This window comes from Spirochaetota bacterium (assembly GCA_026415295.1).
In the GTDB taxonomy this organism is placed as follows: Bacteria; Spirochaetota; JAAYUW01; order JAAYUW01; family JAOAHJ01; genus JAOAHJ01.
Genome location: JAOAHJ010000017.1, coordinates 15,097 through 37,413 on the forward strand (window position 1 = coordinate 15,097; position 22,317 = coordinate 37,413).

General features: G+C 23.5%; 21 protein-coding genes. 1 reads left to right on the forward strand and 20 read right to left on the reverse strand.

Features of this window, described 5'->3' with window-relative positions; all coding sequences use genetic code 11:
• Nucleotides 1-64: 64 nt before the first annotated feature.
• The 19 genes from N3A58_04120 to N3A58_04210 all read right to left on the reverse strand — a co-directional run bounded on the left by N3A58_04120 (nt 65) and on the right by N3A58_04210 (nt 20,029).
• Nucleotides 65-901 carry a hypothetical protein gene (locus N3A58_04120; GenBank protein MCX8058583.1) on the reverse strand — a complete coding sequence of 279 codons (837 nt, stop codon included), beginning with the start codon at nt 899-901 and terminating at the stop codon, nt 65-67.
• Nucleotides 885-2,522, reverse strand: a complete 1,638-nt coding sequence (locus tag N3A58_04125) for a Na/Pi cotransporter family protein (GenBank protein MCX8058584.1) — start codon at nt 2,520-2,522, stop codon at nt 885-887. The genes N3A58_04120 and N3A58_04125 overlap by 17 nt, the downstream gene beginning before the upstream one ends.
• Complete coding sequence (locus tag N3A58_04130; protein ID MCX8058585.1) at nt 2,519-4,222, reverse strand: phospho-sugar mutase; 1,704 nt, start codon at nt 4,220-4,222, stop codon at nt 2,519-2,521. Before N3A58_04130 ends, N3A58_04125 begins: the two co-directional genes overlap by 4 nt.
• Before the next feature lie 139 nt (nt 4,223-4,361).
• A complete protein-coding gene (locus tag N3A58_04135; protein MCX8058586.1) occupies nt 4,362-5,792 on the reverse strand; it encodes an HD domain-containing protein in 1,431 nt (476 codons plus the stop codon).
• A 190-nt stretch (nt 5,793-5,982) separates the two neighbouring features.
• Nucleotides 5,983-6,855 carry a flagellin gene (locus N3A58_04140; protein ID MCX8058587.1) on the reverse strand — a complete coding sequence of 291 codons (873 nt, stop codon included), beginning with the start codon at nt 6,853-6,855 and terminating at the stop codon, nt 5,983-5,985.
• 98 nt (nt 6,856-6,953) lie between these two features.
• Nucleotides 6,954-7,148, reverse strand: a complete 195-nt coding sequence (locus N3A58_04145; GenBank protein MCX8058588.1) for a DUF1858 domain-containing protein — start codon at nt 7,146-7,148, stop codon at nt 6,954-6,956.
• Between the two features lie 111 nt (nt 7,149-7,259).
• Complete coding sequence (gene rseP / locus N3A58_04150) at nt 7,260-8,549, reverse strand: RIP metalloprotease RseP (GenBank protein ID MCX8058589.1); 1,290 nt, start codon at nt 8,547-8,549, stop codon at nt 7,260-7,262.
• A 97-nt stretch (nt 8,550-8,646) separates the two neighbouring features.
• On the reverse strand, nt 8,647-10,197 hold the full coding sequence (locus N3A58_04155) for a hypothetical protein (GenBank protein MCX8058590.1): 1,551 nt from the start codon (nt 10,195-10,197) through the stop codon (nt 8,647-8,649).
• Between the two features lie 97 nt (nt 10,198-10,294).
• Nucleotides 10,295-11,170, reverse strand: a complete 876-nt coding sequence (locus tag N3A58_04160; protein MCX8058591.1) for a phosphatidate cytidylyltransferase — start codon at nt 11,168-11,170, stop codon at nt 10,295-10,297.
• 20 nt (nt 11,171-11,190) lie between these two features.
• Nucleotides 11,191-11,901: a polyprenyl diphosphate synthase gene (gene uppS, locus N3A58_04165; protein ID MCX8058592.1), complete on the reverse strand. Its 711-nt coding sequence runs from the start codon at nt 11,899-11,901 to the stop codon at nt 11,191-11,193.
• Nucleotides 11,902-11,956: 55 nt separating this feature from the next.
• A complete protein-coding gene (gene frr, locus N3A58_04170) occupies nt 11,957-12,523 on the reverse strand; it encodes a ribosome recycling factor (protein MCX8058593.1) in 567 nt (188 codons plus the stop codon).
• Nucleotides 12,511-13,227: a UMP kinase gene (gene pyrH, locus N3A58_04175; protein ID MCX8058594.1), complete on the reverse strand. Its 717-nt coding sequence runs from the start codon at nt 13,225-13,227 to the stop codon at nt 12,511-12,513. Before pyrH ends, frr begins: the two co-directional genes overlap by 13 nt.
• Nucleotides 13,228-13,361: 134 nt before the next feature.
• Nucleotides 13,362-14,207 (reverse strand): translation elongation factor Ts, encoded by an 846-nt coding sequence (gene tsf, locus N3A58_04180; GenBank protein MCX8058595.1) that lies wholly within the window; start codon nt 14,205-14,207, stop codon nt 13,362-13,364.
• Nucleotides 14,208-14,483: 276 nt separating this feature from the next.
• A complete protein-coding gene (rpsB, locus tag N3A58_04185) occupies nt 14,484-15,302 on the reverse strand; it encodes a 30S ribosomal protein S2 (protein MCX8058596.1) in 819 nt (272 codons plus the stop codon).
• Between the two features lie 12 nt (nt 15,303-15,314).
• Nucleotides 15,315-15,920, reverse strand: coding sequence for a Maf family protein (locus tag N3A58_04190; protein MCX8058597.1), 606 nt, complete (start codon nt 15,918-15,920; stop codon nt 15,315-15,317).
• 79 nt (nt 15,921-15,999) lie between these two features.
• A complete protein-coding gene (locus N3A58_04195; protein ID MCX8058598.1) occupies nt 16,000-17,376 on the reverse strand; it encodes a tetratricopeptide repeat protein in 1,377 nt (458 codons plus the stop codon).
• A gap of 3 nt (nt 17,377-17,379) precedes the next feature.
• Nucleotides 17,380-18,183, reverse strand: coding sequence for a hypothetical protein (locus tag N3A58_04200; protein MCX8058599.1), 804 nt, complete (start codon nt 18,181-18,183; stop codon nt 17,380-17,382).
• 22 nt (nt 18,184-18,205) lie between these two features.
• Nucleotides 18,206-19,261 (reverse strand): hypothetical protein, encoded by a 1,056-nt coding sequence (locus N3A58_04205; GenBank protein ID MCX8058600.1) that lies wholly within the window; start codon nt 19,259-19,261, stop codon nt 18,206-18,208.
• 54 nt (nt 19,262-19,315) lie between these two features.
• Complete coding sequence (locus N3A58_04210) at nt 19,316-20,029, reverse strand: hypothetical protein (GenBank protein ID MCX8058601.1); 714 nt, start codon at nt 20,027-20,029, stop codon at nt 19,316-19,318.
• A 144-nt stretch (nt 20,030-20,173) separates the two neighbouring features.
• On the opposite strand from N3A58_04210, the gene N3A58_04215 reads away from it, so the two are divergent.
• The gene (locus N3A58_04215) at nt 20,174-21,421 is read left to right on the forward strand and encodes an HD domain-containing protein (GenBank protein MCX8058602.1); all 1,248 of its coding nucleotides are present in this window, start codon (nt 20,174-20,176) and stop codon (nt 21,419-21,421) included.
• A 7-nt stretch (nt 21,422-21,428) separates the two neighbouring features.
• Here N3A58_04215 and N3A58_04220 read toward each other — a convergent pair whose 3' ends face one another.
• The gene (locus N3A58_04220) at nt 21,429-22,313 is read right to left on the reverse strand and encodes a hypothetical protein (protein ID MCX8058603.1); all 885 of its coding nucleotides are present in this window, start codon (nt 22,311-22,313) and stop codon (nt 21,429-21,431) included.
• Nucleotides 22,314-22,317 lie beyond the last annotated feature (4 nt).

Genomic DNA, 22,317 nt, shown 5'->3' on the forward strand with positions numbered 1-22,317 from the left:
TTTTAATTTTTTATTAGTTTTCCTAAAGTAAAATTAAAACTATTTTCAGCAATTATTATATTTTTTATATATTCTTTTTAGCCCCCTTTTTTGCAAGTTGATCAACATAATCATTCCACTTATTACCAGAATGACTTTTTATTTTTATCCATTCTATTTCAATGTTTTCATTTAGAAAATTTAATATTTCATTTTTATAATTAAAAGTTTGTATATTCTTAACTTTCCATAATCCTTTAACCCACTTCTCAAGCCCTTCGTAATCGTAAAATATTTTTATTTTATAATCTTTATAATTTTTTATATTCTCTTTAACCCATTTTAACCCTATTACTACAGATTCAATTTCTCCTCCAATTTGTCTTAATCTTTTTATATTTTCATCATTTATTTTACCATAATATTCATATAAAACAATATTTTTGGGTGAAAGAATAACTCCACCGTAACCTGTTTCCCCATCAATATATGAACCATCAACATAAATAAAAATTTCATTATCATTTACATTTTGGGTATTTAGTTCACCTGTATTTTGTATTTCATCAAGTTTCTCAGGATACAAATTCAAATTATTATTTTTTATATTTTTCTCACTAAATTTTTGAGAATTTAAAAACTCTTCAGCAAGAGAAGAAAGTATTTTTAATATATTTTCATTTTCAATATTAAAAGAATTAATTTTGTCTGCAAAATTAAAAGTAAATCTATTTTTTTTTGGTGAATAATATATAACTATATCTTTTTCAAAATTTTCTTTATTCTTTTTTACTTTTATCTTAAAATTATAATCTCTTAAGCTTTCTTCATACAGATTAATTGATAAATCATAATATTTAGAACAATTATCTGAAATAAATTTATAAAAATTAATATATAAATCTTTATATTTGATCATCATTTACAAAATTTTCCTTTAAGGCAAATGCTTCTGCAATATTAGTTAAATGATCACCAATTTTTTCAAGATTGATGATAATATCATAATATATGGTAGAAGTTATAGAATCTCCCTTCTCAGATTTTAGTACTTCATAATAATTATTTCTATACTTATCTCTTAATAAATTAATCTCTTTCTCAAAATTATAAGCTTTTTCTAAATTTAATTTATTACAATCTACAGAACAAGTTATCTCAAGATAATTAATATATTCTATTATTTTATCAACCATTAAAGATAGATCATTCCTATTTCTTTCAGATAATTTTATTTTATTATCAACACATCTTATAAAAATATTGTATAAATTTTGGGAATGATCCCCTATTCTTTCAAAGTCATTAACGGCATGAATTATTTTAGGTATAATAGATGCCTCATTTTTAGATAGCTCATTTGTTGTTAATTTAACAAGATAGTTTGAAATTTCATATTGCATATAATCAAGAACTGTCTCATTTTCATTCATTAGATACAATCTTTTTGTATTACCATTTATGAGAAAATCTTTTGCAACTTCCATAGCTTCTTTACAAATATGGATCGCTCTTATAACCTCTTTTTTTATTGATTCAATTGCTATTTCTGGGTTATCCAAAAGATTTTTATCAAGGAAAATTGTATATTTTTCTCTTTCTTCCTTTTTACCTTTAAATAAATAATTTATAAAAGCAACAAAATATTTAGTAAAAGGTAAAAATATAATTGTATTAAACACATTAAAAAAAGTATGAGAGTTTGCAGCTTGTCTAACTGGATCACTTGAAGTTAAAGTAATAAATTTTATATATGGATTAAGAATATTTAAAAAAATAATAGTGCCAAAAACATTAAAAAATATATGAGCATAAGCTACTTTTTTAGCATTTATATTTGCATTTAAAGAAGCTATAAATGCAGTTATGCATGTTCCTATATTATCTCCAAAAATTATAGGGATAGCACCTTTAATATCAATAAGCCCCTGGCTTACCAATGTAATAACCATACCTACAGTTACTGAAGAAGATTGTAATATTATAGTTATAATTAAACCAGTCAAAACTCCTAACAGTGGATAATAAGAAAATTTAATAAAAAATTCTTGGAATGATTTTGATTCCCTCCATGGTTTAATTCCTAATTTCATAAAATACATACCTATAAAAATAAGTCCAAGTCCAACAAGAAAAGAACCAATATATTTAAGCCTATTATTCTTACCAAATAAATAAAAAATAGCTCCTATAAAAACAAATATAGGAGCTATATCTTCCATTTTAAAAGCCATAATTTGTGCTGTAACTGTAGTACCAATATTAGCACCATAAACTATTCCTACAGCTTGAATAAGATTCATTAAACCTGCATTAACAAATCCAATAGTTAAAACTGTAGTAGCCGAAGAACTCTGAATAATTGAAGTTACAATTAATCCTACTAGCATTCCTGAAATAGGTGAAGATGTAACTTTAGAAAGAAATTCTTTTACTTTTGCAGAAGAAATTTTTTTTAATGCTTCAGAAAAATTATTGATCCCAAGGAAAAATATCCCTAGTCCTCCCAAAGAAAATATTAATGAACTCAATATTTTATTCATTTAAGTACCTCAAAAATTCTTTCTTTTAATTTTTCATTTAAATAAAAAGCTTCCTCTTTTGTTTTAGCTGAAGTCTGAAAATATATTTTTATTTTTGGTTCTGTTCCAGAAGGCCTAACTGTGATTTTAAAATTTTCTCCAAAAAACTGTAGAACATCAGATTTAGGCAATCCAGTATTATCATTTTTATAATCTATATATTTAACAATATTTAAATCTGGAAGAAGATTGCATTTTTTAGTTCTTAAATTCTCCATTATATTTTTCATTTTCTCCATACCTTCAAGTCCTTCCAAATTTAGAGAATAAACTGTATTTTTATAATATCCATATTTTTTATAAATATTATCAATAAAATCTTCAACTTTAATACCTTCTTGCTTTAAATATGAAAAAAGTTCTATTAATAATAATATTATGATGATAGCATCTTTATCCCTTGCATGATCACCAACAAGATATCCATAACTTTCTTCTCCTCCAAATACAAAGTCCCTACCTTTATTTTTATTAATAATTTCTCCAATATATTTAAACCCTGTAAGAACTCTATAAAATTCTACATTAAAATCTTTAGCAATCAATTCATGCAAATCTGTAGTAACTATAGTATTTATAGCATAAGGATTATTTTTATAATCTCTATTTTTTAAAAGATAATAAAAAATCATAGTGGCAATCTCATTACCATCAGGAAAAAATTTATATACATCCCCTTTTTCATCTTTTTGTAGAAAAACAACCCCAACTCTATCAGCATCAGGATCAGAAGCAAGTACAATTTCTGCAGAAATTTTTTTTGCTTTTTCTATTCCTAAATAGAAAGCTTCTTTATCCTCAGGATTTGGTAATTTAACAGTAGAAAAATTACCATCAGGAGTTATTTGCTCATCAACATAATATAAATTATTTATACCAAGTCTCTCAACTATCCTCTTTATTGGTGCTATTCCTGTCCCATGAAGTGATGTATAAACTATTTTAAAATTATTTAAATTTTTCTTTAAGATTGAAATATCGATATTTTTGATAATTTCATCAATATAACTATTGTAAAAATATTCTTCATCTATAAATTCTATTTTAGAATCTTTTACTAAACTTTCAAAATCTCCAAATTTAATAGTTTTTAAATCATCTATACTGTTAACCTCTTTTATAATTTCTTTATCTATAGGTGAAGTTATTTGACATCCAGTATTATCATATAACTTATAACCATTATATTCTTTAGGATTATGAGAAGCAGTAATCATAACACCAATTGTAGTTTCATACTTTCTAACCGCATAAGATAGACAGGGTGTTGGAGCTGGATTTTTCATAATATAAACTTTAAAACCATTAGAAGCCAAAATTGCTGAAGTAATTTTTGCAAATAAATAAGAATTATTTCTTGTGTCATAAGATATACATGCCTTTTTTTCTTTGACCCCTGTTTTTATAAAATAATTAGCAATACCTTGTGTAGCTTTACCAACAGTATATTTATTCATTCTAAAAGAACCTATACCCATTATACCTCTTATACCACCTGTCCCAAACTCAAGATCATAAAGAAAAGCTTCTTCCAATTCTTTATTAGAACTTTTATTTACAAAATCTTCAAGCTCCTTTCTATCAATATTTTCAATACTTTCATACCATTTTAATATTTTATTTTTTAAGTTATTATTTAAATTTTCACTTAAATTCAACATAAAAACTCCCCTTTTTAATTTTATTAACTTTTTGTTAATTTTCAATTTTAATTTTAGTTTTTGTTAAATATATGTTAATTTATTTTTTAGGAAATTTAAAATTGATTACAATTTTTAATCTATTATTTTCAAAGCAGTATTACAACTTATTTAGTGAATTTTCTTGAATTCTTTGATTATCTTTAGAATAATATTCTTTGGCTTTTTGAATAAGAAATTCATAATTATTTTTAGTTGGGTCTTCTATAACAATGTCCAATAAATAATTTAAAATTTCTCCAATTTTTCTAGATGGGGGAATTTTTAATTCTCTTTTTATATCATTACCATCTATTTCAAGATCTGTAACTTTTAGGGCACTGTCTTCTTCAATAACTCTTTTTATTTTCTCATAAAACTCAATTAAAATCTGAGGATAACTTTCGCTTTTGCCATTTCCAATTCTATCAGCAACTCTTAGTGAAAACAATGGAGCAATTAAATCAAGTCCCACTCTCTTAATAAATCTTCTTACAGCCCCATCTGTCCATTCTTTTGTATAATGGAACATATGATATCTTATTAATCTAGTTACAATATTTATTTGTTGATTTGAATATCTATATTTTATCATAAAGTTTCTTGCAATCTCTTCAGAATACTTTTCATGATCATAGAAAACATTCCCATCTATTCCTTGGCCTTTAAAATAATAAAGTGATTTTAATTTACCTACATCATGAAGTAAAGCAGCAAGCTTTAAGTTTATATCATTTTGAGCAGCATCACAAGTATAAAGTGAATGCCAATAAATATCATATTTATGAAAAACATTTTGTTCTATACCTATACATTCTTCGAGTTCTGGCAATATCATAGATAAAATTCCTGTTCTTCTAAGCATATCGATACCAAAAGATGGCTTTGCTGATAAAAGTATCTTATTAAATTCATCTCTAATTCTTTCTTTTGATATATTTAATAGAGAATTTTTATATTTTTTAATTGCTTCAAAAGTCTTTTCTTCTATCTCAAAATTTAATGTTGTTGCAAATCTAATAGCTCTAATAATTCTTAAGGCATCTTCTTCAAATCTTTTTTCTGGGTCTCCAACTGTTCTAACTATATTTTTTATTAAATCATCATAACCATTATAGGGATCAATAAAAACATTTTCTAAGGGATCATAAGCTATAGAATTTATCGTAAAATCTCTTCTTGATAAATCTTCATAAATATTATCAATATATTTAATGTCTTCAGGATGCCTATTATCAAAATAATTAGATTCAATTCTAAAAGTAGTTATTTCAAAATCAATATTCTTAAATAAAACAGTAACTGTCCCATGTTTAAGGCCTGTTGGAATGACTTTTTCAAACATATTTAATATATCTTCAGGATAAGCAGAAGTAGCAATATCTATATCTATATGTTCAAGTTTAACACCTATATTTCTTTTCAAAATAATATCTCTTATAAATCCACCAACAATGTAACACTTATAACCATGTTCTTTTATAATTTTACAAACTTCAATTGCTTCAGAAGGAATAAAATTTTGTATTAAATTTTTATCTAATAAATACATCACTTAAAAAATAAATATTTATTTTTTTTTTTCAATTTTTATTAGAATTTAAATTATTAAACTTTATTCTTTCACAAAAAATTTTTGTATTTTTAAAAATATTTTTTATAAATTTAGCTAAAAAATTAAAATTATTTTTACTATATTACAATATAAAAAAAGGTGGGAACCTTCCCACCTTTTCCATTTTTTACCTTAATAACTGAAGAATTTGTTGTGGTTGAGCATTTGCTTGGGCAAGCATAGCTGTAGCAGCTTGTGTTAGAATATTGTTTTTTACGAACTCTGACATCTGAAAAGCCATATCAGTATCTCTTATTCTACTTTCAGCTGCTTGCATATTTTCTGCACCATTTAAAAGACCTTTTGCCATAAATTCTAATCTTTCTTGATATGCTCCAAGGTTAGCTCTTTCTCTAGCTACTCTAATCAAAGCAGCATCTACTATACCAAGTGCCATATTTGCTTTATCTTGAGTAGATACAGAAATATGAGTAGCAGTAACAGCTCTACCTATTGGAGATCTTAAACCAAGTCCCTGTGAAGACATTGTGCCAATATAGATTCTTATTCTCTGATCCATATTAGCACCTACATGCAACCACATTGACGCTGCAACTTCTGAAGAAAGCTGTGGCCTTGCAAACCTACCAGTAAGAAGATTAATACCATTAAATTGTGCATGAGAAGCTATTCTGTCAATTTCATCAATAAGTTGAGCTACTTCTACCTGAATATTCATCCTGTCATCATCATCGTAAACACCGTTTGCTGATTGAACTGCAAGTTCTCTTAATCTCTGCAAAACATCCATAGTCTCTCTTAAGTAGCCCTCTGCTGTTTGAATCAATGAAATACCATCTTCAACATTCTTTTCAGCTCTAACAAGACCTCTAATCTGGGATCTCATTTTTTCAGAAACAGCAAGACCAGCAGGGTCATCAGCTCCATTATTAATTCTTTCTCCAGAAGATAACTTTTCAATGTCTTTTCTAGTCTGCCAAGAATTAAATTTAATCTGCCTAGAAGCAAACAACGATGATATGTTGTGATTAATAATCATAAAGGTCCTCCTTGATTAATTAAATTAACATCCCTGTTTACTTCATTAATCGACAACATACCAAAATCTTTAGCTAAAAAAAAATTATTTTATAGATATTATTTCTTATATGTTTCTTCAAGCTCTTTAACTATCGCTTCTACATTAACTCCGTGCACCATTAATCCTTCTTTTAAAGTTTCTCCACTTGCTGCAAAACATCCTATACAACCAATATTATATTTTGACAAAATTGATGCAGCTTTTGGATGAATAGATAAAACATCAATAATTTTCATATTTGCCCAATCCATATATTTATACCTCCATTTATCTAAATTTAATAAAAAATTTTATTATAGTAAATAAAAAAATGTAAACTACTTAAATTTATTAGTTTCAAAAAAATATTTAATATTTCAAAATTATTTTTTTAGAAAAAAAAGTATATCGTTTATAAAAACAAACCCCATTAATATAAATAAAAAAATCATCCCAATAGTTTGAATTTTAATTATCAATTTTTTATTAAGAGGTTTTCTCAAAATTACTTCAAGCAAGAAGAATAAAACATAAGAACCATCAACAGCAGGAATTGGTAAAAGATTCATAATGACTAAAATAACTGAAAGAAGCCCATAAAACTCTAAAAAGTTTCTAAATCCAGTTTTTGCAATCTCAGAAGAAAAATATATTATTTTTATTGGCCCCCCAAGTGATTCATTTACATTAACTTTGCCTGTAAATAATAGTCTTAAACTTTTAAAAAAAAGATAAACTGTATCTTTCATTGTTTTAAATGACTTTAGAAAAGCTTTATTAAAACTTAATCCTTTTATCAAAACAGGATCTGGAAGGAAGCTTATTTTTAAATCCATATTTCTTAGCAAATAAATGTTACCATTTATAATCTTACCATCAGTTTTTTCTATCTCAAAATGTACATCTCTCCCTATAAGACTATTTAGCTTTTCAATGAAGTCAACCTCAGTTAAAATTTTTTCACCATTTATAGCAACTATTCTATCCCCTTTTTCAACTCCAAACTTTTTTAGTTCAGAGTCATCTGCAATATAAGTAATTTTTGTTTCTATATAATTCATTATCCCTATTATGGATCTGCCTGTTTGTTTATCTATATTTGGAGTAACTTTAACATTTTCTAATTTCCCTTCATATTCAAATAAAATATTTAAATCCTTCCCCATAGAAGTACCAACTATTTGAACAATTTCATTATAAGAGTTTATTTTTATACCGTTTATTTCTTTAATAATAGCTCCACTTCTTAAACCAGCTTTATAAGCAGGGTACTCATATAATTTTTCAGGAATATAAATCTTAGGTGGTAATAAAACTTCATACTTAGATAACATATTAACAGAAGTAAATAAAATAATTGCAAATATAAAATTAAAAAGGACTCCACCTATTGCTATTAATATACGAATATGAGGAGGTTTACTGTAAAATTCATATTCTTCACCCTTTAGTTCATCCTTTATGTCATCTCCTGCTAGTTTACAAAAACCTCCAAATGGAATAATGGAGAGCTGATATAATGTTTCTCCTCTTTTATATTTTAATATAGAAGGTCCAAAACCAATAGAAAATATTTCTACTCTTACCCCTGTTAATTTAGCAAATATAAAGTGTCCAAGCTCATGAATAAAAATTATAACACCAAATCCTATAATAGCTATAACTATACTCATCAAAACCCTCTCTACTTTTTACTTTAATAAAAAACCAAAGAACATTGATTTATGTAAATATATAAAATATAAAAAATATTGAATATTTATAAATAAATTAAACAATTATCTTTATGAGTTTATTTTTAAAGCAATCAAAATTATCTATTAAATTTTTAAGCCAATTTTTTATCTTACTTCTAACTTCAAAATTAAGAGAAAAATCTTTATTATAAAAATTATTTATTATATCATTAAAATCATTTAAAAAAGATTTTTCAAAAATATCTATTTTAATAGCAACTTTAAGATAATATAAAAATTTTTCTATAAATTGATAAAGATTAATTTCATTTTTAAAAAGTTTATCCTGCATTATTTCATTAAGAATAATTAGTTTTGTTCCCATAAAATTTTTCGAATCATAATTTTTAGTTATGAAATCAGTTATTTTAAAAAAATCATAGCTATACTCTTCTATTTTATAATCAATAAAATAATTTTGAAGCTTTTTATATTCATAGTCAGTATCTATTTTTAAAATGTTTTTTATGAAATAATTAATAGATTGGTGCATATCGGGGTGTGAAGCATCAATATAAATTGATTCAGTCTTATCCACAACTGCTCCATGAATAAATGAACTTTTACTCACACCTATCTTTATTTTTTCTTTTTCAATATTAAAAAGATAAATAGCTTCTATAAATTCAAAACATTTATTTAAACCAGTGGATGAGTCTATCGTAATTCTCTTACCCATTCTCCAATTAGGATGATTTAACAGTTCATCAACTTTTATTTCTGAAAGGTTTTCAAAATTAAAATTATTTTTTAGCTTTTCATAAAATATACCCCCAGATGCTGTTATAATTACATTTTTTAAGTCATCTTCTTTCGATAATATTTTTAACAATTTATATAATGAAAAATGCTCAGAATCAAGAGGAAATATAAAATCTGATAATTTAATATTTAAATTGATATTATTTAACAATTCTCCCAAAATTATCATCGATTCTTTATTTGCAGATGCACCAATTATATTATTAAATAAAAAATTTATTACTGCTGGGATTATTCCTTTATATCCCATAATAGAATTAAAGTAGATAAAATTTTCTGCTTTATTATCTAAACTTAAGTTATTTTTTTCTTGAAAATTTCTGTCTATTTTATCTTCTATTTTTTCATTTTTCTTATAAATTATTTCATCAAGGATCTCAAATCTTTTTTTTATATCTAAAAAAAATAAAATATCTTTATTTTTCTTTATTAAATTACTTTTATTATAAATATTTTTTTTAAAATAACTTTTGTAGATATCTTCGTATTTCTTCAGAAAAAAATAATTTTCATCTAATAGAAAATCAATATATTCAATTTCATTTTTTAAAAAACAAGAATCATAATGTTCTGAAAAAACTTTTAATAAAGATTTATCCTTCTCTAACTTCTCTATATCTTCTATACTAACATCAGAAATATATACACTTTCAGGGCAATATTTATTTATAAGATTCATCAATTTTTCAACATTTTTAGAACAACTCAATAATTTAAATTTAATATTATTGTTATGTGGAGATTTTATTTTAGAAATAACATCAAAAAACATAGTACCAACAGATCCAGTAGCTCCAAAAATGTAAAAACTAAATAACCGCATAATTTTCTTTCTTGATATTAACCTAATAAAGTTTATTTCTTTTAAATGAATTTAAATCAATATAAACCATTAGTATAAATTTTAATAAAAAAATTAGTTAAAAATAAAATAAAATTAAATAATAAAATGGAAAAGCAAAAAGAATAGAGTCAACTATGTCTAATAATCCACCATGTCCTTTAAATAAATTTGAAGAATCTTTAACACCAAAAAACCTTTTAATCATAGATTCAAATAGATCCCCAATTATTGTTAAAAAGTTTATAAAAAAAATAGTTAATAAAACTAAAATATCATTATTATTAAACAATTTTAATCGTTTAAAAATGAAAACTTTATAAATAATAAAAGGTATTATAGTTCCAAAAACTAATGCTCCTAAAAAACCTTCTGATGACTTATTTGGTGATACAGGGAGTTTCAAAGGATGTCTATTTTTAACACCCATACCAACAATGTATGCAAAAGAATTTGAACACCAAACAATAGACAGAAAAAAAATAAAAATATAAAAAGCATTAAAAGAATAATTTTTATAAAGTAAAAAAATTAATAACGGAGAAATTGATGAATATAAAATTGAAAAAATTAAATAGAGAGTATTAAACAAACCTTGTTTTATCTCTTTTTTAAAAATATTAAAAACCACTACAATTAAGAAATAAAAGGAAAAAATAATAATATAAAATTGAAACTTATATGCTGATAAATTAAGGAAATCTATTTTAATTACATTAAAATAATCTTTAATAAATAATGGTAAATAGATAAAAAATAAAAATAAAAAAGAAATAAATTTTAATATTCTATTTTCTTTAAAAAGATTGAAAAGTTCATTAAAAATCAAAAGATTTATTATTAATATAAATATTTTTAATACTATATAATTAAAATAACTAAACCATATTAAAAATAAAAATATTGGCAATACGATTATAATAAAAACTAATCTTTGTAAAGTCTCTTTTGTCATTAACTAAATTCCTTAATTAATTAAATTGCTCCAAATCTTCTTTTCCTTTTCAAATAATCATTTATTGCATTAACAAAGTTTTCTTTAGAATATTCTGGCCAATATTGAGGTTCAAAATAAAGCTCCGAATATGCAGCTTGATAAATAAGAAAATTTGACAATCTAAGCTCTCCTGAAGTTCTTATTATAAGATCTGGCTCTGGATAACTTTTAGTATATAAATAATTAAATATAAATTTTTCATCAATATCTTCTTTTTTTATTAAACCTTTCTCAAAATCATAAAGTATATTTTTAATCGCATTAACTATTTCAAATCTCCCAGAATAATTTAAACAAATTAAAGCAACTAATTTATCATTTTCTTTTGATTCTTTTTCTATCTTATTCATAGTATCAAGAACATCATTTGGAATACCATTTTTATCACCTATATGAATAATTTTAACCCCCATCTGTTTAATTTTATCAAACTCATTTTTATAAGTTTCCTTTATTATTGAAAATATAGTTTCTACCTCATTTTTTGGTCTTTTCCAATTCTCCTTTGAAAAAGCATAAAAAGAAGCAATTTTTATTCCATATTCTATACACCAAGAACAAACTTCTTTTACTTTTTTAGCCCCTTCCTTATGTCCAAATGTCCTAGGTTTACCATATTTTTGGGCCCATCTACCATTACCATCCATTATGAAACCAATATGAGTTAAAATATTAATAGATTCATTCATTTTTTTCAAAATTTTTATACTTTAATAAATATTTCTAACTTTTAATTATAATAATTTATATTGTCATTATCTCTTTTTCTTTCTCTTCAAATATTTTATCTATTTTTGAGATAGCTTTATTTGTAAATTCTTGCAATTTATCCTCTGCTTCTTTTCTTTCATCTTCAATTATCTCATCATTTTTTTCCATCTGTTTTATTTTTTCAAGAAAATCTCTTCTAATATTTCTAACTGCAACTTTTGATTCTTCACACATATTCTTCACTGTTTTTACAAGATCTCTTCTTGTTTCCTCAGTCATTTGAGGAAAAGCTAATCTTATTATTTTACCATCATTTACTGGATTAACATTTATATTTTCTTTTTGGATTGCTTTTTCGATAAAAGATAAATTTGCTTTATCCCATGGAGAAATAACTATAGTTCTAGCATCTTGTAAAGTAATAGTAGCAATAGATTGTATAGGCAAAATTTTCCCATCTGATAGTTCCACTTTAATATTTTCTACTATCCCTGCAGATATTCTTCCACCTCTAATTTTTTTTAACTCATTCTCAAGGTTTATTATTGGTTTTACCATTTTTATTTTAATATCCTCATAAAAATTATTTAAATTGGCCATTTTTCCTCCTTATATATAAGACTACCGACTATTTTTTTATTTAAGATTAAATCTTCTAAAACCTTTTCTTTATAATAATTTAATACAATAACAGGTATATTGGCATTTTTACAAATATCTATAGCAGTTAAATCTAAAATTGATAATTTTTTTGACAAATAATCTTCATATGAAATATATTTATAAAAAACAGCATTAATATTTTTTTCAGGATCATCACTATAAACACCATCTACCTTTGTTGCTTTAATTAAAATATCACAACTTGATTCTGCTGCTCTTAAAGCTGCTGCAGAATCAGTTGTAAAATAAGGGTTACCTGTGCCACCTGGGAATATACAAATATAATTTTCTTCAAATGCTCTATTTACATCCTGAACATTATAATATTTAAAAATTCTGTTAAATTCTAGAGAAGAAAAAACTTGAGTCTTAACCCCATTTTTTACAAATACTTCCTCAATTGCTATAGCATTCATAAAAGTAGAAATCATACCTATATAGTGCGCCTTAAAATCAGTAAACCCTTTTTTAATTAAATTTTTACCTCTAAAAAGATTACCTCCACCAATTACAATCCCTACTTGAATTTTGTTATCATACAAGGGTTTTATCTGTTTTAATAAAAATAATATAGATTCATAACTTATAGGATCCTCTTTCTTTAAAGCCTCACCTGTTATTTTTAACAAAATTCTTTTCACTATATCCTTCTTTGAATTTTTTAAAATTAAAATAATATTTAAATTTAATAAAATTTTCTTAAAAAGATTTGTACTAATAATTTATACTAATAATAAACTATGCTTAAAATTATATTTTATATTAATAAAATAAATTATATTTTAACAAAGTAGAATTCCTCTATATCTAAATTAGCACCTATTTTTTTTGAAACTTCAGAAATTAAAGTTTTTATATTTTTAGTTTCATCCTTGTAATATGGTAATTCCATTATACATTCATTTTGAAAATTTTTTCTTAACTTACCTTCAACTATATTAGAAAGTACATTATCTGGTTTGTTTGCAAATTTTGGATCATTTTTAAGTTCCTTCATCACTAATTCTCTTTCCTTTTCTAACCTTTCTTTTTCTATATTTTCATAAACTTTATATGATGGTTTATAGAAACTTGCAGTAACAGCAATATCCTCTAAAATTTCTTTTGTAGAATTATCTAAATTTACTTCTTTATCAAGTTTATATTTAATAATTGTTCCATCTTTACCCATTTGAATAAAAGTTACAATTGGATGCAAATTATCACCTTCAATGTATTTTATTCTATTAATTTTTATATTTTCGTTTAATTTAAGAACAGTTTCTCCTCTTAAACCTTCAACTTCAGAAGGAATATTTTCATTGCTTTTTACTTTGTTTTTTAATAATATTTTTGTCACTTTTTCACCAAAATCCCTAAAATCTTTTGAATTACCTACAAAATCTGTCTCACAATTAATTTCTACAAGGATACCACAATTATTTTCCACAAGTCCAAATACTCTACCTTCTGAAGCTTCTCTATCTGCTTTTTTTACAGATTTAGCAAGACCCTTTTCTCTTAAATACTCTATAGCTTTATTAAAGTCACCATTTGTTTCCTCTAAAGCTTTTTTACAATCAGCTATACCACAACCAGTCATATCTCTTAGTTTTTTAATATCATCTTTTGATGCAATCATTTATTTCCTCCTAAAAATTAATAACTATTATATTTTTACTTTTACACATAATATTTATATATATATGTTATATACAAATAAATATAATATAATTAATACATCATCAAAATTAAAAAAACAAAAATAAACCCTACAATAAATATTAATATCTTAACATCTAATTAAAAACATACTTAAAATAAATAAAAAGAAAATATTAATGGTTAAATTTCAATTAAATAAATTTGCTTAATAAAATCATTACATATAAGTATAAGAAAGCAATACTATTTTATTTTAAAAGAACTCTCTTTCATTAATGGATTTATCTTCATCAATATTATTTTCAATTACTTCTTTTTCCTTTTTTGAATTCTCATCCTTTGATTTACTCTCTTTTACTTTATTTTCATTTTGAGTTTTTAAACTAACACCTGTTTCATTTTGAGCATCTTTAACAGCTTTCGCAACAAGTTCACAGAATAAAGAAATTGCTCTAATAGCATCATCATTTGCTGGTATTGGATAATCAATTAAATCTGGATCAGAATTCGAATCAACAACCGCTACAATAGGAATATTTAGTTTTCTAGCCTCATTTATAGCATTTTCTTCAACAACTGTATCAATTACAAACAACATTCCAGGCAATGAATCTAAATCTTTTAATCCTGCAAAATTTTTTCTTAATTTCTCAAGAACTTTTCTAGTTTTGGATATCTCTTTTTTTGACATCCCTGGAAAATTATTCTTTTCAAGCTCTTCTATCTCAATTAATTTTTTAATAGACAATCTAATAGTATCAAAATTGGTTAATGTTCCCCCCAGCCATCTATTGGAAACATATGGCATTCCACAATCTTTAGCCCAGTTTTCTACTTCATTCTGTGCTTGCTTTTTAGTTCCAACAAACAAAATCTTTTCTCCTTTTTTCACAGTTTCTTTAATAGCTTCATAAGCTTTTTCACATGCAGGAACAGTTTTTTGTAAATCAATTATATGAATTCCATTTCTTTTTGAATAAACATATTTTGCCATTTTTGGATTCCATCTTTTTGTTTCATGCCCAAAATGAGCTCCAGCTTCCAAAAGTTGTTTCATTGTTATTACTGACAAAGGTAACCTCCTTTATATTTTTAAGTCATTATTTTTTAAACTTTTATAGCATTTTAAAAATTTTTCAACTGGAAATCCAACTATATTTGTATATGAACCTTTAACTTTAGAAATAAAAATTATTCCCCATCCTTGAATTTTATAACCACCAGCAGCATCTTTCCCTTCACCACTTTTTATATATCTATCTATATCCCTATCCGTTAATTTTCTAAACCAAACATAAGAAACTTCGATAAATTTTTTTTTAAGAACATTATTTTTTAAAATTGAAACTGCTGTCCATACCTCTTGCTTTGCACCAGATAAAATACTTAAATACTCTTTCCATTGTTCATCAGAATTAGGTTTTCCTAATATCCTGCCCTTAACTCTAACAATAGTATCTGCACCTACAACTATATAATTTTTATTTGGTAAAAAATCGCAAGAGTTTTTAAATTTTATAAATCCTTCTTTAGCTTTCTGAAATGATAAATCTAACAAATCAATTTTAAATTTATTTTCTCTTATATTCTCTTCCACATCAGGTGAAACAAAATAAACTTTATCAAAAAGGTGTCTAAAAAACTCCTTTCTTCTTTCTGATGAAGAAGCTAATACAACTTCCATATCCATAAAATCCTCTATCTTAAATTAATAAGTTGTTTGTTTAATTTGAAAATATTTGTATTTTCAAAAGAAATTAATTAATTATTTATTGTTCTTTACTTGCATTTAATTCTCTTAGTATTTTATTTAAATAAGATCTATCAAAATATTCAATAGGTCTTGTAGCAATATAATCTCTTGCTGATGGAGATAAAGGACCAACTGTAATAAGAATAGATTTTGGTGCTTTAAGCTCTTTAGCTTTTAAATATAAGTCTTTAACAACTAACTCACCAACAGAATTTGTGTCTTTAACTATCCTTAATAGAATTATCACATTTTTAGTTTTTACCTGCTTATTTATTACTACATCAATAGTCTCATCATCAAGAATTTCTACATTATTTATCTTACATTTACCTACAATCCTTATAGCTAATTTTTTTGATATATTTATAAATTTCTGCTTATCTGATAACGAAAATTCTTTTATTATGTTATCTGATGATAAAGAACTATATTTTGACAATTTTATTGAAACATCTTTATATTCTGAATTTATAGCTATTATCTTATTCCAATATAGTACTGCATTTTCAATTTTTCCATTTTTTACATATAATTCACCTAAAATATAACAAGCTTCAAGAAAAATTTTTCTCTCAACATCAGAATCCTCTAAAATTTTCAATAATAAAAACTCAGAAGCTTTTAAATCATTTTGAACAAAAAATATGTTTGCCAGAGCAAGCATTGCTTCATGTCTATTCTCTTTTGATACTATAGCTTTTTTTAAATACTCTTTACTTTTTTCATAATCTGATTCTGAATAAAGAGAAATACCAAGGTAAAAATTAGCCTCTATATCATTTGGATATTTAGTAATGTATTGCTCTAATATTTTGATAGTATCCATTACTCTACCAAGTTTATAACAATTAATTCCAAAATATTTTACAAACTCCTTATCCAATTTTACTTTATCCCTCATAGAATAAACTTTCTGAAAAAATGAATCAGCTTTCTGATAATCCTTCAATAAATGATAAATAACTGCAAGTTGTTTCAAAACATCATTATTATTATTATTAAGTCCATAAATAGTTAAAAAATATTTCAATGCTTTTTGATATTTTTTATTATTTTTTGCAGCTAAACCTGCTAAAAAAAGAATATTTTCTTGTCCCCACAATTTTAAAAGTGTAGGATTATCAAGAGCTTTTTCAAGCACAACTAAAGCTTTAGAAAACTCTTCGTTTTTAAAGTATAAAGTTACTAAATTTTCATAAGCTTCTTTTTCATCTGGATGTTCCGCTATCATTTCTAAAAGCTTTTTTTCAGCTTCTGAATTAACTCCCTTTTTCATGTCAATTTGGGCATTTTTTAATTTAATTCTTTTTGTAATATAATTGTATACAAAAATCCCAGATATAAAAAATAATGCTACAAATAAAGAAATTATTATAGTTATGCTAAAATTCATCTTCTATTCACCTGAAATTGTAAATGATTTTTCCTTAATTGCAATATTATTATTCCAATCACTTATTAAAATCTTCATTTTATGCTTTCCATTGTTAACTTGAATGTTAGGAATAATTATAGTATAGTCATCATAGAATAGTCTTTTTAAATTAATAAAGTCATTATAATTTTGATATAAAAACTTTTTACTATAAAAAAGCTTTTCATCGATATATAAATTGATTTCGCTAATAGAATTATATTTTGTTATTCTTTCTATAAATTGAAGTATATAAGCTTTAATCCCAATAGAAATATTTCCTTTACTATAATATTCTCTAAAATAACTCAAATTTCCATAATCATCAACATAATATATATTTGCAATATAAGGTTTTGAAAAATTTTTAAATTTAAAATAATTTAATGGATTTTCATAATTTCCATTTTTAATCACAAAAATATCAAAAAGATTATTATCAATATCAAAATCAGTTTCATTTTCTTTTATAAAATTATCCTCAGTCCTTATTTTTATATCAGTCAATATTATTTTTGTTTCATCATCAAGTTTTATAATGTAATAATTTTTATAAAAATTATTCCCATAAAAATAACCATTATTATGATAAACTATTTCTCCACTAAAAAAAGCTTTAATTGTAATTTCTTTACTATAAACAGTTAACCCAGGTTTAAAACCATTAAATGAAGACATATATGAGTAGTAAACAAATAGATTTATTGAAGAATTTGATAAACCAAAAAAAGTTGTATAAACAATCATAATTAATAGAATAAAAAAGAACTTTGAACTTATTTTCATACTTAACCTTAATTATATTTCTTTATTCTATCTTAAAAATCCAAAATCTCTCTTCCCCACAAATATATAAATAATTAGCATTTTCTATAATTTCTAAATATTCTATATTATTTAGCCACTTTATAAAGCTAAATTTATTCATCTCTCTATCATATATAATCAAAAAATATTTATTTTCTTGTATACCAACCCCAAAAGCATACTTATCCTCCCACTTTAAATCGACAACTTTAATATTACTTTTTATTCTATTTTTTTCTATCAAATTATTATTTTGTAATTGAAATACTATTATATTTTTGTTATCAGAATATAAAAAATAGTCATCATAAACACAAAAAATTTTACAATCACTACCTTCTGAATCAAACTCTTTAGAAATCTCTATACCCTTTGATACATCATAAATATATATAACTTTTCTTTTATCATACATATTAACAAAAATAGAATAATCACCATATAAAGATATATTTGAAGCTATTGATATTCCTCCTTTTTTCTTTTCATATATTTTTTTATTTAACAAGTCAATAAAAACATTTCTACCATTAAAAAGACTTAAGGTTACAAGATTATCATTAAAACTAAAAGATAAGATTATTGAATCAGAAGAATATTTTATTATTGGTTCAGGATAAAAACTGAAAACATTATATCTGTAAATACTTACTTCCATTAAATTTCTAGATAATTCAACAAAAACATCTGTTTCTGGACTTATATAAACATTTTCTTTAAATATTATTTCTGATAGGTTTTGATATTTTTTATCATAAAAATTAATTTTGTTTTGATCATTAGTAAATTGAGCTATAAAACTTTTGCCAAATTTGATATTATTCAATTCAATAATTTTAATTGATGTTAAATTAGAATCAAAAACTGAAATTTTTTGAGCTGATCTCAAATAAATTGGATTAACTATATTTATCTTTTCTTTTTTTCTAAATTGATTTATTTCGTAAAAAACTTTAAGAGAAATAATTTTATTAAAATTAATCTTATATAGAAAATTATTATAAATAATAAAAAGTAATAAAACTATGCTTAAAATTATTCCAACAATTTTTTTCATATTTTTTATCTATTTTTAATTTTTTATTATCTATATCTTATTTTATAATTTTAATCATTTTTTTACACATAATACAATTCCATCATCTATCTTAATAAAATTAACATAAAGGTCTTTCCTTTTAGAAATAAGATGATTAAAGTAATTTAACTTATTGGAAGTATCACAATATTTTGGTATATTATTTTTATTTAATTTAACAACTTTTCCATCAAAAAAAACATTATCGAAGATAAGAATTCCTCCTTTTTTTAATAAAGAAACAGTTTTACTTAATTGATCAATATAATTTTTTTTTACTGAATCTACAAAAATAAAATCAAAATAATCTTTCTGTTTAAAAAAATCATACCATTCATTAAAATCTTCATAAAAGAGCTTTATATTCATGTTTTTACTTTTAATAAATTTTACTCCTCTATCATATCGATCACCATTTCTTTCTAAACTTATAAATTCAATATCTCGGATAAAATAATCCTTCGAACTATCATCTGTTTTTCTTCTAAACATTATACCTGAATATATAGAAAAAGATGAATAGCCTGATCCATATCCTATTTCTAAAATTTTAGAAGGATTAAATAAATAAGAAATAATAAATAAAAACCTAGCTAAATTTTCACCTACAATAGGAACTTTTTCATATTTTAATTGTGATAAAAAAAAATCCTCTTTTTCAATTTCAATATTATTCTTATTAAGGTTAGTTAAATAACACTCAATTAGTAAATCTAAATTATTAAAATCACCAAAATATTTTTTCATAATTAATCTTATAAATTTATATAACATTAAAAAAATAAATCTCAATATTTATTGTTTTTAAACAATTCTTTTATTACTACATATTATATTTATAATAAAAAGTAATTATTAATTTCTTTGAACTTATATTTCGATAATTAAAGTATGAGAAAAATTTTAAAAAATGACCTTGAGAATTTACTTGAGATTTCTATAGAATTATCAAAAACTCAAAACTTAAAAACTCTCTTAGATAAAATTATTTTTAATGGGAGAAAAATAACTAATTGTGATGCAGGAACAATATATTTACTAGAAGAAAATAAATTAAAATTTTTTATTACACAATCAGATTTTTTATTAAAAAAATATGGAGAAAAAGAATTTAAAAATTTATTTGATCCATTTGACCTTTTAATAAATGAAAAATCAGTTGCAGGTTATTGTGCTTTAACTCAAAAATCATTAAATATAAAAGATGTAAATAATTTAGATAAAAAATACCCCTTTAAGTATAACAATGCTTGGGATTTAAAAACCGGATATACAACAAAATCAATGTTAGTAATTCCTTTAATTCATTCTGAAATAGGACTTGTTGGTGTTCTTCAACTCATTAATGCACTTGATGAAGAGGGAAATATAATCGAATTTTCACATAGATTTGAAAAAATTTTAAATGTTTTAGCATCTTATGCTGCTATTATAATTTATAATACAAAACTCCATACAAAATTAAAGGAATCTTATTTTGATACTGTAATCAAACTTGCTATAGCATCAGAATATAGAGATAAAGAGACATTTGAACACCTTTATAGAATAAGTTTTTTCACATATGAACTCGGAAAGTTAATCAATTTACCAGAAGAAGAACTAGAAGAACTTAAATTTGCTTCTATGATGCATGATATTGGTAAGATTGGAATTCCAGATTCTATTTTATTAAAACCAGGCAAATTTGATGAGAGAGAAAAAAAAATTATGGAATCTCATACTTTAATTGGAGCTAATATATTAAGGGGATCAAATTCTAGTTTATTAAAAAAAGCTGCCAAAATTTCACTTACTCACCATGAAAAATGGAATGGTCATGGTTATCCACTTGGTTTAAAAGGTTATGAAATACCTCTTGAAGGGAGAATAGTCTCAATTTGTGATGTTTTTGATGCCTTATCATCAAAAAGAGTCTATAAAGATTCTTTTCCTATTGAAAATGTTATAAATATGATGAAGGATTTAAAAGGCAAAGATTTTGATCCAATTCTACTAGAAACATTTTTAAATAATATAGAAGTTATATTAAAAAAATATGAAATAGAAAAAAATTTTATTGAATATCAAATCATAGAATATATTGAACCTGAAAAATTATTAGAAATAAGAAACGAATTTTCTAAAAAAATTTTATAATTAATTCTTATTTTCTTACAGGTGTTATTTCATAACCTATTATTAACCAGATTTGATCTTTTAGTCTCAAATAATATTCTGCTTGATATTTTTCAATGTAATTTTTATAAGAAAACTCAAGATAGGTATCTATTTTGCATCTATCTATTTCAATTAATACTTTTCTAATTTCAAAATATAGTAGGTCATTATAAAAAGTAGATATCAAATAATTCTTAAAATCCTCAATGATATTAAGTCTTGAACTTTCAGAAGCATACTTATATTTATCCCTATAAGAAGGATAGTTCATAATAAATGAGTCAAAATCAATATATAGAAAAAATTCATTCCAATCTCTTCTTTGTCTTGCTTTAAGATGTAATTCAAGAATCTTATAAGGTGGAATCTCTTTAAGTTTTAATCTCTCTACTTCTGTTTGAAAAACTTTTTTTACAATTTGAGTTTCTCCTTCAAGTTTAGGTTTTAAATTTAATTTCAAAATATTTTGAGAAATAATTCTCTCATTACTATCAATATAAGGATAAAAAACACCTTGAATAAAATACATACCCTCTTTTTTAAAATCAAACCATTGATTAACATCAATTTCGACAGAATAAGCTTCATTTGGTGAAAGCATTATTTCTTTTGTAAAAACTTTATCAATGGATCTTTTCTTTAATATATAATCTTCTTTATATTCTATTTGTTCACCATCTGAAGAAATTATTATAAAATTAAAATTATATGAAATATCATTTGCAATTTGCAAAAAGTAATTATTATATGACTTATTAATTATTTCAATTTTTAATACAATAGGTTTTCCCAAATAATATATCTGTTCATTTGAAAACTTAATGACACAAATTAAATTAAAATAAGCTTGTGAAGAAAAAATAAAAAACAAAAAT